The organism is Spiroplasma endosymbiont of Tiphia femorata (genome assembly GCF_964020225.1).
Classification (GTDB): Bacteria; Bacillota_I; Bacilli_A; order Mycoplasmatales; family VBWQ01; genus Spiroplasma_E.
Genome location: NZ_OZ026544.1, coordinates 1,157,718 through 1,173,882 on the forward strand (window position 1 = coordinate 1,157,718; position 16,165 = coordinate 1,173,882).

21 protein-coding genes are annotated in these 16,165 nt (G+C 22.0%); 19 read left to right on the plus strand and 2 right to left on the minus strand.

From position 1 onward, the window contains the following. The first annotated feature begins 56 nt into the window (after positions 1 to 56). The 18 genes from AACK83_RS07145 to AACK83_RS07230 all read left to right on the plus strand — a co-directional run bounded on the left by AACK83_RS07145 (position 57) and on the right by AACK83_RS07230 (position 12,690). Positions 57 to 212, plus strand: a complete 156-nt coding sequence (locus AACK83_RS07145) for a hypothetical protein (RefSeq protein WP_338957292.1) — start codon at positions 57 to 59, stop codon at positions 210 to 212. A gap of 2 nt (positions 213 to 214) precedes the next feature. After that, positions 215 to 652, plus strand: a complete 438-nt coding sequence (locus AACK83_RS07150; protein ID WP_338957294.1) for a hypothetical protein — start codon at positions 215 to 217, stop codon at positions 650 to 652. Further along, on the plus strand, positions 642 to 935 hold the full coding sequence (locus tag AACK83_RS07155; RefSeq protein WP_338957297.1) for a hypothetical protein: 294 nt from the start codon (positions 642 to 644) through the stop codon (positions 933 to 935). Before AACK83_RS07150 ends, AACK83_RS07155 begins: the two co-directional genes overlap by 11 nt. Before the next feature lie 3 nt (positions 936 to 938). Then, the gene (locus AACK83_RS07160) at positions 939 to 1,091 is read left to right on the plus strand and encodes a hypothetical protein (protein ID WP_338957299.1); all 153 of its coding nucleotides are present in this window, start codon (positions 939 to 941) and stop codon (positions 1,089 to 1,091) included. A 20-nt stretch (positions 1,092 to 1,111) separates the two neighbouring features. Next, positions 1,112 to 1,462, plus strand: coding sequence for a hypothetical protein (locus AACK83_RS07165; protein WP_338957301.1), 351 nt, complete (start codon positions 1,112 to 1,114; stop codon positions 1,460 to 1,462). Then, on the plus strand, positions 1,455 to 1,592 hold the full coding sequence (locus AACK83_RS07170) for a hypothetical protein (protein WP_281747958.1): 138 nt from the start codon (positions 1,455 to 1,457) through the stop codon (positions 1,590 to 1,592). The genes AACK83_RS07165 and AACK83_RS07170 overlap by 8 nt, the downstream gene beginning before the upstream one ends. Next, entirely contained in the window at positions 1,592 to 1,828 is a 237-nt protein-coding gene (locus AACK83_RS07175) for a hypothetical protein (RefSeq protein WP_174480108.1), read from the plus strand. The genes AACK83_RS07170 and AACK83_RS07175 overlap by 1 nt, the downstream gene beginning before the upstream one ends. An 11-nt stretch (positions 1,829 to 1,839) precedes the next feature. Beyond that, on the plus strand, positions 1,840 to 2,667 hold the full coding sequence (locus AACK83_RS07180; RefSeq protein ID WP_338957308.1) for a hypothetical protein: 828 nt from the start codon (positions 1,840 to 1,842) through the stop codon (positions 2,665 to 2,667). A gap of 16 nt (positions 2,668 to 2,683) precedes the next feature. Then, positions 2,684 to 2,842, plus strand: coding sequence for a hypothetical protein (locus AACK83_RS07185; protein WP_174481559.1), 159 nt, complete (start codon positions 2,684 to 2,686; stop codon positions 2,840 to 2,842). Positions 2,843 to 2,882: 40 nt separating this feature from the next. Next, the gene (locus tag AACK83_RS07190; RefSeq protein ID WP_174481134.1) at positions 2,883 to 3,071 is read left to right on the plus strand and encodes a hypothetical protein; all 189 of its coding nucleotides are present in this window, start codon (positions 2,883 to 2,885) and stop codon (positions 3,069 to 3,071) included. Position 3,072: 1 nt separating this feature from the next. Then, a complete protein-coding gene (locus AACK83_RS07195; RefSeq protein WP_281748210.1) occupies positions 3,073 to 3,258 on the plus strand; it encodes a hypothetical protein in 186 nt (61 codons plus the stop codon). Positions 3,259 to 3,275: 17 nt separating this feature from the next. Further along, the gene (locus AACK83_RS07200) at positions 3,276 to 3,653 is read left to right on the plus strand and encodes a hypothetical protein (protein WP_338957323.1); all 378 of its coding nucleotides are present in this window, start codon (positions 3,276 to 3,278) and stop codon (positions 3,651 to 3,653) included. A gap of 18 nt (positions 3,654 to 3,671) precedes the next feature. Next, a complete protein-coding gene (locus tag AACK83_RS07205) occupies positions 3,672 to 4,856 on the plus strand; it encodes a hypothetical protein (RefSeq protein ID WP_338957325.1) in 1,185 nt (394 codons plus the stop codon). 14 nt (positions 4,857 to 4,870) lie between these two features. Beyond that, positions 4,871 to 6,652 carry a hypothetical protein gene (locus AACK83_RS07210; protein ID WP_338957327.1) on the plus strand — a complete coding sequence of 594 codons (1,782 nt, stop codon included), beginning with the start codon at positions 4,871 to 4,873 and terminating at the stop codon, positions 6,650 to 6,652. Beyond that, positions 6,592 to 9,309, plus strand: coding sequence for a hypothetical protein (locus AACK83_RS07215; RefSeq protein ID WP_338957329.1), 2,718 nt, complete (start codon positions 6,592 to 6,594; stop codon positions 9,307 to 9,309). Before AACK83_RS07210 ends, AACK83_RS07215 begins: the two co-directional genes overlap by 61 nt. A 4-nt stretch (positions 9,310 to 9,313) precedes the next feature. Continuing rightward, positions 9,314 to 9,436 carry a hypothetical protein gene (locus AACK83_RS07220; protein ID WP_338957331.1) on the plus strand — a complete coding sequence of 41 codons (123 nt, stop codon included), beginning with the start codon at positions 9,314 to 9,316 and terminating at the stop codon, positions 9,434 to 9,436. 625 nt (positions 9,437 to 10,061) lie between these two features. After that, positions 10,062 to 10,703, plus strand: a complete 642-nt coding sequence (locus tag AACK83_RS07225) for a hypothetical protein (protein WP_338957333.1) — start codon at positions 10,062 to 10,064, stop codon at positions 10,701 to 10,703. Beyond that, complete coding sequence (locus AACK83_RS07230; protein WP_338957335.1) at positions 10,648 to 12,690, plus strand: hypothetical protein; 2,043 nt, start codon at positions 10,648 to 10,650, stop codon at positions 12,688 to 12,690. The genes AACK83_RS07225 and AACK83_RS07230 overlap by 56 nt, the downstream gene beginning before the upstream one ends. An 82-nt stretch (positions 12,691 to 12,772) precedes the next feature. On the opposite strand, the gene AACK83_RS07235 is transcribed toward AACK83_RS07230, so the two are convergent. After that, positions 12,773 to 13,030, minus strand: a complete 258-nt coding sequence (locus tag AACK83_RS07235; RefSeq protein ID WP_338957338.1) for a hypothetical protein — start codon at positions 13,028 to 13,030, stop codon at positions 12,773 to 12,775. A gap of 301 nt (positions 13,031 to 13,331) precedes the next feature. On the opposite strand from AACK83_RS07235, the gene AACK83_RS07240 reads away from it, so the two are divergent. After that, the gene (locus AACK83_RS07240; protein ID WP_338957340.1) at positions 13,332 to 14,453 is read left to right on the plus strand and encodes an Mbov_0401 family ICE element transposase-like protein; all 1,122 of its coding nucleotides are present in this window, start codon (positions 13,332 to 13,334) and stop codon (positions 14,451 to 14,453) included. Between the two features lie 445 nt (positions 14,454 to 14,898). Here AACK83_RS07240 and AACK83_RS07245 read toward each other — a convergent pair whose 3' ends face one another. Continuing rightward, positions 14,899 to 16,152, minus strand: a complete 1,254-nt coding sequence (locus tag AACK83_RS07245) for an acetate kinase (protein ID WP_338957342.1) — start codon at positions 16,150 to 16,152, stop codon at positions 14,899 to 14,901. Positions 16,153 to 16,165 lie beyond the last annotated feature (13 nt).

Below are 16,165 nucleotides of genomic sequence, written 5' to 3' on the forward strand. Positions count from 1 at the left end.
TAAAGCAATTTGTTATGACTGTATTTTAAATGTTAGGTTAAGTAGGAGGTATAAATATGGATAAAGAAAAATTAATTTATTATCTTGATAATGAATTTATGGAATTACTTAAAGATGATATTAGTGATGAAATTAAAATTAATATTAGTAATTGAAAACTTAAATTAATAATGAAATTACAAGAAAAAATTCAAAATGGTGAATTTGATTAATTATGCAATATGACTTAATTATTGGAATTGACCCCGCTGGAATTGGTAATAATGGAATTGTTATATATTCAAATGAAACAAATAGAATTATTTATATGGAAACATTCAACACAACACATGTTTTTGAAAGTAAAAATCGTTTTAAAAGAATACTATCGATAATTAAAGAACAATTTTTTGATAAAAAAATATTAGTTATTGTAGAAAATTTCTTTTTAAGTTCAAAGCAGTTATTAACTAATCCATTAGCAACTCCTAAAATTATTGGCGCGTTAATGGTATTAGTTCAAGATATTATGAACTGAGATTATCAAGAAAGTGAACCAAAAAATAAAAATAAAATAGAAAATTATAAAGGAAATATAAAATTAACAAAACATGAACAAGATGCATATAAGCATATTCAATACTATTTAAGGAATTATAAAAATGAAAGATAAAGCCAATTATGTCAAATTAACAGTAAAACTAAGTAACACTATTGAAGCAAAATATTACGAAAAAGGTAATAAGGAATTATATTATAGTGTTCGTGCTCAATGAAATGGATTAAACTATGTTACTTTAATTTTTAATAAACCAAAACTTTATAATCGATGTATTTTATTAAACAAAAATGATGAAATTTTAGTAACTGGTCAAATTTTTAATACTTTAAATATTCCTAAAAATCGTGCATTTTGTTCAATCAATGTTAAATGATTTAAAAAATGAAAAGAGTAAAAAATGATATTATGAAAAATTTTATTAATAGTACCAATATTAATAACAAGCATAACACTAATAATATTTTTAATATTTATTATTAAAGAATTAAAAAATGAATATAAAGTTTTAAAATTATTAAATTCAATTGCAAAAAATTTAGAAAAAAAATAATCAAATAAGGAGAATAAATAATGAATAGATGTACATGAACTGAAACAATAACATTTGAAAAATTTATTCATGAACCATATTATGATGAAATTAAAAATGAACAAAGACAAAGACAATGTGAAAATATGACAGATGAGCAATTTGATGAATATGGAAGAGCATATTGTAAAGAACATAGAATTAAAGTTGATGAAATTAATAAATCAAGACATAAAAATTGTATTAATAAAGAAAAATTAATTAATTTTATTATAACAACTCTAAAAGAAAATAAAGAATCTAATTCTAGTAATTTATTTAAAATAGGAAAAGAAAGTGTTTTATTTAATCTTCAGATTTATATTAATGAGGGAGACTTTGATAATGAATAAAGAAAAATTACTTAAATATATGAAAGATATAATTAAATGAACTAAAAAAATTAATTATACAAACTCTGATTTTGACAAAAATATTTTAAATTTATTAATTGAAAAAATAGAAAAAGGTGAATTTGACTAATGATAATATTGCCTACTTTATTTGAAAATAAAGATGAAATTGAAATATTATCACCATTTCCAAAAGCAATTCATACAAGTAATGATATTAGAGCAATTATTTTAAGACAATACCCAAATGTTAAATCAAAACATATAATTGTTTCTGACCCAGAAAGTAATGTTGCATTAATAGTTGGTGATAATGATGTTTATCAAGGTTGAATTAAAGTAACAATTAAAAAATTAGAAAATTAAAGGAGAATAAAATGCCAAGTATAGAAAATCAATCAAATTATACTTTAACTAAATTAATTAGAATTGGAATAAGTCCAATTTGTGCAATGATTGGTACAAGTGCTTATTATGGTCAAGTAATTGCAAATCCAGTATTAGGTTCAATTAATAGTTTATTATTTGGTAAAAAATTAGGTTTAGATATTTGAAATTTAAATCAAAGACCAAATACTAAAACTAAATTAATTAATAGTAGTAAAAAAATATTACTAGGTTTAGGAACAATTGGATTAGCAAATTATAGTAAATGAACAGAAAATAATATTAATCCTATTATTCCAACAACACCAACTCCAATAACTACTACAACTACAACTGAGGGTCCTCCATGATTACTATTAGATAAACAAGAACATCAGTCATTAATGGATTGAGATACATATATTAGTTTAAATGCTTATGGTATTTCAAATCTTATTAGTGGATTAACTGAGTTAATACCTAATAAATTTGAAGCAATAAGAAAGATTTGTAATATGGCTACTGGTGGTTGTTTAATATCAAGTGGTGTAGCAATGGGTATAAATAATGATTTTAATAATGCTTATGCAATACCTACTATAATTGCTGGTGCAAGTGAAATTATTCATAATTTATTACCTATGGAAAATACAAATCATATTGAAGAAATGCAAGAAACACCATTTACAAATGAAGCTACAAGATTAATTAATGATAATAGATTTACTATTAATAGTGAAACTGCAAGTCAATATTATGGTAGTGATAATATGAGCGAAGTACCATTAAATCATGATAATACTTCATTAAATTGAGATTATAATCACATGAGTTTATAAAGGAGGTGAATAATTTATGAATAAAGAAAAATTAATTGAATATTATAATAATGAAATTCAGACATATAAAGAGAGAATGGAACAGTTAAATAAAGAAATGGCCTTATTAGTAAGCATTATAAGTAATTCAAAATCGATGATTGAAAGAATTAATGGTGGTCAATTTGATGAATAATTAAAAATTAAAAATAAATAGTTGAAAGGAAAATATTCAAATGAAAGAATTTTTACATGAATTAATAATTATTGGAACAAGTGTTGGAACATTAATTTGTAGAGAAATTATTGTTTTATTAAAAAGATTTATCACAACTCCAAAACATGTTAGAGCAAATAACAAAATTATTAAACATCAAAAAAAATTAGCAAAGTTAAATGAAAAGATTAATAAAGGAGAAAAATAATATGACAAAAATTGAATTTAATGAAAAATATAGAAAACAAGATATCAGTATTGATAGAGATTTTGATTTACATATTGATAATTGTTTTAAATTTTCTGATATTGATACATTAGAAAATGCAGTTAATGATTATAAAAAATTAATAAGCGAAATGCCACAATTAGTTAAAGATTGATTATTAGGATAAGATTAGGAGAATATTAAATGTTAGAAAATGAAAATAATGTTCAACAAACAACTGAACCTTTAACTGAAAATAATGCTTCTTCACAAGAAATAGAAAATAAAGTTAATGAAGCAGAAAATAAATTAAATAAACTTAATCAAGAAATTAAAGAAAAAGAAATAATTAATATATTTAAAAAATATCAAGTTAAAAATGAATTTTATGATTATTTAAAATTTAAAACTAATAATTTAGAAAATTCAAAAATTGAAGAAACTATTAAAAAAATGATTAAAGAACAACCACTATTTAAAGAACCAATTAATACAGGTGGTAATAAACAAATAATTATTAATAATAAAACAAATGATAAAGAAAATTTTTTAATTAATTATAAAAAGAAAAATTATTTATAAACGAAAGGAAGAAATAAAATGTCAGTACCATTTAATCAAAATTTAGACAATACAGAGAGATTAGTAGAAGCACCAGAATTTATAGAGTTTTTTAAAATTTCAAATAGTCCATGGGCAAACTTTTTTCCTACTGAAATTGTTGACTCAGTAAATATTGAGTTTATTGTTAAAAAACCAAAAAAACCGGAAGTAAAAATTATTGCTTGGGATGATAAAAGTAAAAGATATGAATTACCATATGTTGATACAGATAAAATTAGTAAAAAAATAACTAAAAAATATCTTGCAGGAGAAATTATTGCAGATGTAGATTTAAAAGCAAATAATGGACAAAATTTATTAGATAGTATGCAATATGAAGTTGCAAATGATTTAGCAGATAAATTGGCAATTGATGATACACAAGCAATTGCAAAATTTGCTACTAAAATTGATATTGAAGATACAACACCAGTAGGCTATTTAAAATCAATGTTATCTGCTTGAAATACTTTGTTTCAATTTAGAAATATTGCAAATAGTAAATTTTTTATTACTAATGGTCTTTATGATAGTTTAGTTTATTTAGCAGATAATAAAGGTTTAATTACCGATAATCAGTTGGCACAACAATTACGTTTAAATGGAAATAATTTATATGTAAAAGGTGTATTATGTGAAATCGTTCTTGATGACTATATGATTTTTACTAATGATAAAAATGAACAACAATTAATGACCTTTATTTTAGCAACACCAAGAGCAATGAAAAGATACATGATAGAAAATACAGTTATTTATGTAGATTTTATTAAAGATGATAAAGCAGGAAGAGCATATAAAGTTGCTGGTGAAGTTGTTGGAGAAGCAATACCATATATTTCTAATAATGAAACAACATCAAGATGAATGTTATGTGGAGTTATTAAAACAGAAAAAACTGATTTAAAAACTAAAATTACAAGTTTAACAATTGATATTACTGCAAATGTTAATAACAATAATAGTGAATTAAATACACAAATAAAAAGTACTAATGAACTTAAATCATTAAATCCAAATTTAACAAATCCAACTATTAAATATTTTAGTGATGCACAAGGAAAAACTAATGTAAGTAATCAAAAACAAAAAGCGGGTGACTTATACATAGTTATTTCTTCAAATGTTAATGATTTAAATTATAAAGGTTCAACAAATCCAATTAAAATAACTCTTAAATAAAGGAAATTAATATCATGCCAATTGGTACAACTAGTACAGCAATACTTTTAAACATAAATAAACCAAAACATACTAGAACAAGTAACCAACAAGAAAATAAAAGTTTTTGATGAGAAATTTTAGAAATGATTGGTGTACAAGTTATAGCAGTAGCACTTGCTCCTTTTACTGGTGGATTAAGTGAAAGTGTAGCCCTTGGATTAGGTGCAAGTGATTTAGTTGTTAGTATTAGTGCTGTTGGTGTAGAATTTTTAACTGATTTTACTATTAATCAAGTTTATGATTATTTAAAAGGAAATGTAACAAAATTAAATACTTTTTTTAATATATTACCTGCATTTGCTGGACTGAATAAAATTAGTCGTGGTTATCGTACAAATAAATTTATTAAGTTAGCACAAAAAACTAAAACATTAGAACAAGTTGGTATTAAAGAAGCCAAAAATTTACAAGAAGTTATTAGTCAAGTAAGTGGAAAAGAAATTTTAACAGATAAAATTATTGGTAATAAACGTTATTTAATGAATTATAGTTTTACTCCTAATCGTGAAACAGTATTACGAGATTTAGGTTATGTTGCTGAAAGACAATATAAAAATAATTTTCAAAAATTAGAAGCACAAGAATTAAAAGATTATTTATTATTACAAAATACATTAATAAAATTAAGTCCACAATTAACTCTAAAATTTAAAATCAAAGATATTGAAAAAACAAATAACTTTTTAAAAAAATATAATACTGATTTAAAAAAAGTACTATCTATGAACCAACATGATTGATTAAATTTAGTTCATACAATACATTCAGAAAATAGATATGGAAAAACTTTAATTTTAGATTTACAAAAAATTCGTGCTAATTCTATTAAATTTAATTTTAAAAATAATGTTATTCATCAACTTGTTTTAAAAGCAAATCAAAGTTTTAAATATTTTGATATTAGATTTTATTTAAAAAAAGGTTTAAATAAATTTTGAAAAGATACACCATATTTTGAAAAAATAAGAGAAAGTATATATAAATTACAAGAAAAATTTGAAAAGTTAGAAAAACAAGCATTTGAAAAAATTAATAAATTAAAAGAAAAAGCAACTGATTTATTTACTAGTGCAGAAAAAAGAGCAATTAAACATGCACAATTAATTCCATTAAATTCACCAGTATTTATGGGTTGTAAAATTCAACCTTTGTCATTAGATAAATGTGCAATTACTATTTATCATCGCAATCCTAAATATAAACCAATTACAGTTGTTGATAGTATTCTTAAAGCAAAAACTTTTGTTACTCAAATACATCCATTTCATTGATATCTTTGATATAGTGGTTGATACATTGGTTATGGTGTTAATCATAATAAATGATTAAAAGCAATAGCATTTGCTCCACCAGTGGTTCAACAAGTAATTAGAGATAGTTTTAAAGTATATAGAGAAATATTTAGAACTATTAGAACTTATCATAAAGTAGTAAATGTTATTAATAATCCTATTGAAAATATTAACAAATCATTTAAAAATGTTGGTTTAAAGTTTTCAGTTAATACTTTATTTGGTACTGGATTATTACATCATTTAGAAAAGTTTGCATATAGTCAAGTTATAACAAAAAGTAAGAAAAAATTAAAAAAAGGTAAAAATAAAATACAAAAAGAAATTGAGCATATAACACATAAAAAAACAAAAAATATACTCATCATTATAAACAAGCATTTTTTAAGGAATGATAAATTATGATTAATAAACTTTGAACTGATGTCAGTCTTGAAAATTATAATAACTGATATCCATTAACTGGAAAAATTACAGAAACGCCACAGCAATACATACAAACATGACCTAATGTTAATGATTGATTTAAAACTTTTGCTATTCGTGCTCAAAATGATATTAATGCTTATCTTGATTTTATTTTATCTAAATTTCATTTTGATAGTTTTAAAGATGAATTAATTAAAGAAACATTAAGAGATATGGTTTATGTTATGGTTGAACATTGAGTATTTAATCGTACACCAATTGAATTTAATGTTGATGCAACTATTCAATTTAATAATGGTAATCAATTTAGTGCAAATAGTACTCCTACAATTAATGTTTGAGATTTAGCACCTAGTAGAATGAAAATATGAGCAAGATTAACAGAATTAAAACAAATATTTTCAAGTTATAATGATGATGAAATAGATGTTGAAAAAATTGACTTAAAAGCATTTTATACTAGAAATCAAGTTAATGAATTAATTCAAGAACAAAAAGAATTTACATTATCAAAGCAAATAAAATTATATGATGATTTAGTTGATGATAATGAAAATGAAATATATAGAGGTCCTGTTAGTAAATTTATTAATAAAGGTTATGTTGCAACTGATTATGATAAAGAAACTGAAACAATGATTTTAGATTGACCTGATGAAATTGGTACATTACCCCCCGAAGCATTACAAAATAATCCACAAATTGGTGATTATACGCATGCACCAACTTGTGATTTTTCTGCTAAACAACAAAAACGAATTACTACTAATGAAAATGAAATTACCAAATTAAATACTGAATTAATTAAAGCAAATGAAAATATTAATGATGTTAAAAATAATTGATTTAATATTGAAACTAGTCCTTTATGAAAAAAAATTAAAAATGAAAATATTAAAACAGATACATGATATATTATTGATTGAACATATTATTTTATCGATAGTAACGAACTTATTATAAGCAATAATAAATTAACTAAATCTAATATAAGAATTACTAATGGTCAAATAGAACAAAAACAAATAATAATTGAAAATATTGATGTTAATATTGACAAAGTAACATTATTATATGATGTTGATTTAATAAAGTTTACTATTATTAATAGCACAAAAAAGTATACACCAATAATTCATAATATATATCAATATCAAGGAACTGGGACACCAACTGAATTTATAGGAGAAGAAGGTACTGAACGTGATTATTATACAAAAATAGAAACTAATAATTTATTAGATAAAAAACAAGATAAATTAACTGCTGGTGAAAATATAACTATTGATGAAAATAATAAAATTAGTGCTACTAGTGGTAGTGGTGAATCATTATGAGAAATAGACCCTAATAGTTCAAATATAATTCAACCTAAAGAAAAAAGATTAATTACTGCTAATAATAAAAGAATTGTTTATATTGGTGAACCAGAACAAGAAAAAGATGCAACTACAAAAAAATATGTTGATGAAAAAATTGACAAAAAACAAAATAAATTATTATTGATAAATGAAAATATGGCATATGGAGAATTAAAATATAATAAATTACCAGAGGGAAAATTTGGTGATGATTTAGGAATACCACCTAATAAAGTTATTAAAGAATGAATTAGTGAAAATGTAAATAAAAAACAAGATAAAATAGAGAATTTACAAGATAAGATTTTTAATAATAAAGATGATAAAGATAGTAGTACAAGATTAGTTAATGAAATTATTAAAACAAATGTTGGTGGTAAAACTTTAATTTATAGAAATAATCCAGTTATAACTGATGATAATGATATTCCAAATAAAAAATATATAGATGATAAAATACCTAATTTAACTGATTATTATAATAAAACTGAGATAGATAAAAAATTAGCAGATTTTAAAATTATTAAATGAAAAGTAATAGGTAATAGAATTGATGATAAAACATGAAAAATTACATATGCACCATTATATCAATATATTTATCGAGTATTTGTAACATGAGAAGTTGCAAATGAAAAACCATTAGAAAAAGGTTATCAACAAGTTATATTTTTTAAATCACCAAGAGTAACGGGTACTGGTAATTGAAGAATTGCTTCGGGAAAAATTGGTAATAGTGATGCTACATTAAATATTAATTATGATAATACAAATTGAACTTTAACTTTAAATGGTGGTAATGGTGGAGCAATTATTAATTTTGAAGTATTAGAACAATCAGATGATAATGTTTATCAAATTAATAGTAAAACATTAAATATTATTGCACCTGAAAAAATTGATATAGAAAAACCTATTAAAATTAATTCATATAGTTTAGAAACTAATGAAATTAGAGAAAATGAATGAGATATTGAATTAAAAAATAATCCAACACCAACTATTCCACAATGAAAAGAAGTAGGAGAAGTTATAACAGATAAAAATAATAATAATCAAAATTATATAAAATATATATTTAAAGATAAAACACATTATAGAATATATATAAGTTATGGTGATTATACAACTAAAGAAAATAATAAAAATTATAGTTGACAAATAATTAATTTTTATTATCAATTAGATACAAGCGTTGTAAAAAGTAGTTTATGAATAGCAAATAATAACAATAACCAACAAACTGAAATTAATATTTATAACAATAGAATAATGTGGGGTATGGGTAGAAATTATATTTTTAAAAAATTAGAAGAATTACAGGAATAATATTATGATTTGAAAAATTATAAAGATTATTTTAGGTTTGATTGGAGTTTTATTATCTTCTGCTGTTGCTGGTTTAATTATATTTATTATTGTAAAAATTATATTAAAAATTAATCAAATATTTTAAAGAAAGGTGGTGAATATTATGTTAGGTAGATTTTTTAGAAAAGATAAAACAAATATTAGTGATAATCAAAATGAAAAAGTAAAATTTTTAACCAATAAAAAATAAAAGTACTCATGCTTCTATTTTAAATTATTTTGGTTTTAATGATTTTAATCATGAAACTTATTTTACTGATTTTGTAGCAGAAAATAATGCTAATTTATATAATGCTCCATTAGATATTAATAATGAAACTATTAAACAATATTTAATTAAACAAGAATTTTATAGAAAAAATTGAAATTCTATTTTTAAATTAAGCAAATTAGGAATTAGTGGTTATTTAATTTATATTGCTAATGATGATTTATATTTTCAAGTAGTAGATATACAACAAAGAGTTTATGATATTACTGGCAAATTAATTCAATGTACTATTTTTTATGATAGTTATCAACAAAATGCACAAACTGTAAGATTATTTGAAATTTATACATTAAATAATGAACAAGTAACTATTAATCGTGCAATTTATAGTATTAGTGATAATAAAAAACAATTTCCATTAGATTTTAAATCATATATTAATAACCCTAATTTAGAACAAGAACAAACATTAAATATTAATTATATACCAATATCAATTATGCGAAATAAAGCAAATGAGTTAGCAGATTGTAATAAAGTAATGGATAAGATTAAAGCATTAGATGTTATTTATGAACAAATTGTTTTAGATACCATTTTAAATTCACCTAAATTTATATTTAGTCAAACTTATGGTAATGTTCAATCTTTAATTGAAGATGCAGTAAGAACATTAGTTACTAAAAACTACATATTTAAAAGTGGTGGAGATAATAATGAACAAAACGAAAATATCAATATGACAAATAGTAATTTTAAAGGTAAAAATTTAACTGATATATATGATTGAAATGTTAATGAAATATTTAAACGTTGTGGTATTCATATACCAAGTCAAAAGAAATCTGCACAACAATCAGTACCTGAAAGTACAGCAGTAAATATTTCAACTATTAATTATATTGAACAAAAATTATGACAATTTAATATTGATATTCTTAAATTTATTCAAATATTAGTAAGTATAGATAAAGATTTATTAAATAGTAAAACATTTAATATTAATGATGAACAAGAAATTAATAATTTAACAGTTAAATTAAAATTATTTAATCCAGAAAATAACCAATTAATAGGAGATAACAATGGAAGACAACAACAAACCACAAACAAAGTTTCCACAGAAACAGAAGCAAACTAAACTTAATCAAGCAGAAGTAGAAAATGATTATTTAATTGATAATATTCCTTATGATTTTACTAATATGATGAGTGCTACTAGTGACCCAGATATTAATAGAGCATACGATGAATTTAAAAAAAGAACAATTTATATTTATGAAATTGAACGTTTATTTAAAAATAATGAAAATAATAGTTTAAGATTTTCAGCAAATACTATTAAAATTGGTTTTATTGATATTGATAAAGTATTAAAAACTATTGCTGTTGAAACATCAGACTTTACTATGCAATTAAATCAAAGAGCTAGCACAAATATTAATGATAATACAATTGAATATAGTATGACTGATATTAAAAATTTAATTTTTCAAGAAATAAATTTATTAAATCAATTTAAATTATATGCAGTTAGTATAAATGAACCATTAATTGAAAATAATATTGATAATTTATATATCATTAATAATTATTCACAACCTTATCAAAATCCAAAAACAAGAAGTACTAAAAGTATTACTATTATTAAAATTAAAGATTTTAAAACAAGAGATGGTTATCCAATTATTATTAAATTACAAAAACCATTAGATAAAGATACAAAAGTTATTGGTTTAAAAATTAAAGCACCTAGAAGCATGATTTTCGGCAATATAAAGGTACTTGGTGAAGTTGACAATATGGAAGTATACCCAAAGTTATTTATCAAGGATAAGATAGCATTTCCGCTATTATCAATGCCTATTGAAACTCAACCAAAAGTTAGAATATTACAACAATGATTTAGTGAACAAATCTTACCTTGAAAATTAGCAAAACAATTTATTGGACAAGAAAAATCAGTTTTAGATTTAATTGCTATTGGTGGGGGTAAAGAAACAAGAAAAGAAATAATTAAAAATGCAAGAGTTACACACGCTTGATTAGGATATTTTTTAAGTTCTTATTCTTTTGGTGAATGACCATTAAAAGAAAAGAAAGAACTTAAAGATAAAGAAGTATGAAAAATTCAGAGTGGTCCAATTGGAAAAGAATATACAAGTATTGCTACATATGATAAATTTGATGATATTGAAGTTGAAATAAGTGACAAACCACCAATTGATAGCTTACAACAATTATTATTAGATATGCTAAGTTATACATATAATTACAATAGAAATTTTGAAGGTGCTACATATAATGATAAAAATGGAAAACCATTAAATGATATAGCAATTTTACGTGCAAAATTTGAAGGACAAAAACCCGATGAAGTAATTACTAATTTATTTAAACAATGAGAATTAGATTATCCAAATTATGTAAATTTACCACAAATGCAAATATTTAAGCAAATATTTATTATGTTATCAAAATATATTTATTCATCTTTATCAATAAATAAAGGATTAAATGATGATAATAAAATTTTATTACCATATTACTTTGAATTAAAATCAAGTCCAATACATCCAACCAAAGATAAAATTTGACAGTATAAGGATGTAAAAGTAATATTAAAATCTGAATATTTTGATTTTTCAGATATCAATAATATTAAATTGAAAAATAATGATATTAGCCAAAATGAATTATTTAAACTAGATGATAATCAATTTAACTGATTATCCATAACAAATGAATTAGAAAGTAATAATATACCGTCATTAATTCCTGTTGATTGAACATTAGGAAATGGTGAATATGGAAAATATTTTACAAGAGCAATTATTGATAAAACAAAAATTTTAAATGCTTTAAATTTATATGGTTCAAATAAATCACAATTATTTTCTAAATTGGAATTTTATAAAGAAATATTACAAATTGATAATAATATTGAATTTGAATTACAAATTGAAAATCCGATTAATAATTTAAATCGGATTGAAATTAGTGGAATATTTGGTTCTGGAAATTATGATTTTATTTTATTAACAGATAAACAAGAAATAAATTTAACTAATATTAATTTATTTGATAAATATAATGAAAATATTTCTTATATTAATTTAGAAATTTAATTATCAAAATATCCATCTGGATAAATACCATCTCATTTTATGTCATCACTATTTTTTTCTGGTTTAATAGAAAAATATAACTCTATTTTGTGTTTATCATCATTCGTATATTTATGGGACCATATTGTTGTTCCAGCTCCCCCCAGTACGCTGTATAGTCATGTCCTAAATAAAAACTTAATTTTTGTCTTCCGTCTTTACATGCAAGACCTAAGGCAGTTGCTGAAATAATAAATAATATTGTCATAAATGAAAATAACCCAATAAATATATTTCTTTGTGTTTTTCTTTGTTTTGCTATGTTTTTAGCATAATGTAATTCTGTATTTTGTTCGTTCATATTTAATTACTCCTTTTTTCCTTGATTTTACTTATAAATTGTACTATTTTTGATTATTTTTACAAGTATGCTTTTAAACGCAAAAATAACGTCTAAATTAAAGGCGTTTATTTTATGATACCTATACTATTAATTATATTGAAATTGTTTGTTATATTTTAAATATGAAAGTGGTTTTTTAAATAATTTTTATTTTATTTAAAATTACACTTATATATTTATATAATAATTAAGTAAATTAATTTTTTAAATATATTTACAATAAATTTAGATTTTTTTAAAATAGTTAGGAGAAGTAAATGTGAATTTTAATTATAAATGAAATTTTAGAGAACAAAGTGCAAAAATTGATAAATTAGTTTTAGAACATATAACAAAAAAATGAGAAAAATGAGATTGAAGAATAAAAAATACAAGAGATAAAAAGAAATATAAAATTGTTGATTATCAATATCGAACAAGAAAAATAATGTATGGATTAGTAACTTATAAAAGAAGAATTTATGAATATTTTGATGAAAAATTACAAAAATGAGTTCGTGTTTGTTTAGTTGATGAATGACTAGAATTACCTAAATATAAAAGAATTGGTGAAGATGTTGAACAAACTATTATTAAATATTTTGCTGATGGAAAAAGATATCATGATATTTGTGCTATTTGTAAAAAAGCAGGTATTAGTGTTAGTACTGTTCATAGAGTTTTTAAAAATTTAGAAGTAATTGAAGCAAATCCAGTAAAAGTAAAATTAGAAAAAAATCAACCTATTTTTGTAGCAATTGATGATGGACATCGAAAGTTTTGAGATTTTAAACGTAAAGGTATAAAACACTCTATGAGATTAATAACAACATATACAGATAATATTAATCATAAAGTACAAAATAAAAGAGTAAAAGCAATTATTAGACCAACAAGAACAGCAATTGGAGTTAAAAAAACTGCTGAATTTGTTAAAGAACATTGTCAAAAATTTTATGAAAATGTTGAACAAGCAAAAATAATTATTTGTGGAGATAGTGCTGGATGAATTAAAGATGTAGCAGATTATCTTGGTGCTGAGTTTGTTTTAGATAAATTCCATTTAATTAGAACATTATATCTTGGTATAATGGCGGGAAATAAAGGAAAATATTGAAGTGAATATAATAATTGTAAAGATTTCATTAATAATGGTCAATATGAACAATTAATTGATTATTTATATAAAGAATTAGATAATCATAAAAAGTTAAAAAAACAATATTTTAAAAATAATAAAAAAGGTATTGTTAATCAAGGTGCAAAATGAAATATTGGTTATTTTACTGAAACAAATATTTGACATGTTTTAAAAGAAATGATTGTTAATAGAACATATAGTATTTTTATTTATATAAAAATGGTTATTTTTAAATGTAATCAAATAAATTTAAAAACATAATTTTACTTATTTTAAAATAAAAAATTAAAAAAACTTATTAAATTAAAAGTTAATAAGAATTTTTGTTATATATTTATGTTAATTAAATTATTAAAATGTTTTTATAATTTATAAAATTGAGTATTTTAATTGTAATATTTTTAAATTAGTAGTAAGATAAATTTACAATTTCATAAAAATCCAAATTATTTCTTGTCTAAATTTATAATAAGACTACAACGATTTAATTTATTCCGGATTTTTGACAACCGCCAAGATTTTATATTGATTTTCCTCACTAATTTTATGATTATTTTTTTCTTTAATGTATTTAAATTCCATACTTTTTTCTCCTTGAATCTTTAAAGTATTTATTTTTAATTAAAATTTGATAATTATTAAGTATTTTCACTTAATTTAAACATTATATATCAAAATAAAAAACCTTAATATATTTTTTTATTTTTTAAATATTTTTTAATAAATTATATGTATCTTGACAAATCATTAATTCTTCATTTGTTCTAATTTTAAAAATAGGAACTTCTGATTGTTTATCACTAATTTCTAAGTAATCATTATACTTATCATTATTTTTATTAGTTACTAATTTTAAAGTAAACACTTTAATTTCCTCAATAACTAATTGACGAATAATTGCAGAATTTTCACCAATACCTGCAGTAAATACTAATGCATCAATATTACTATCTAAATCATTACCATATTGAACAATATAATTAGCAATTCTTTGCACAAACATTTTTATTGCTAATTGTGATTGTAAATGATACTTATGGTTTTTATCATTACTACTTGCAAGAACATCACGTAAATCAGAAGAATGTCCACTAATTCCTAATAAACCCGAACTTTTATTTAAATCATTAGTAACAGTTTCAATAGTTGCTTCTGCTTTAACATTACACATATAACCATGAATAGAAGGGTCAATGATACCACTTCTAGAACCCATAATTAAACCATCTAACGGTGTTAATCCCATGCTAGTATTAAAACTTTTACCATTTTTAATAGCACAAATACTAGCACCATTACCTAAATGACAAATAATAGCATTAATCTTATCTTTTGGTTTATTTAAAATATTAGTTAATTTATCTAAAATATAACGATAACTAGTACCATGAAATCCATATCTTCTTACCTCATATGTTTTATATCAATCATATGGAACTGAGTAAAGATATTTTTCTTCAGGAATAGTACTATGAAATGAAGTATCAAATACTGCCACATGTTTAGCATGTGGAACTAATTTTTGGAAAGATGATAATCCTTTTAAAGCTGGTGGATTATGTAATGGTGCTAAAGGAATACATGCTTTGATACCAGCAATGACTTTCTCATCAATAACAATTGAGTTATTAAATTTTTGACCACCGTGAACCATACGATGACCAATTCGTTTAATATCATCAAAATTATTAATGACCTTATACTCAATTAATACATCAATTACTGTTTGCGCTCCTATAACATGATCAGCAATATCTTTTGTTACTTCATGTTTAATAAAGTTATCACCATTAGCAATTTCAATAATAAAATTACTATTTTTAATAGCTATCCTTTCAACTAAACCTTTACAAAGAATAGTAAAATGAGGTTGTTTATCATTATTAATAGCATTAAAAAGTTGAAATTTAATAGAACTACTTCCGGCATTAATAACTAAAATTTTATTTTGTTCTGACATATTTGTTTTATCT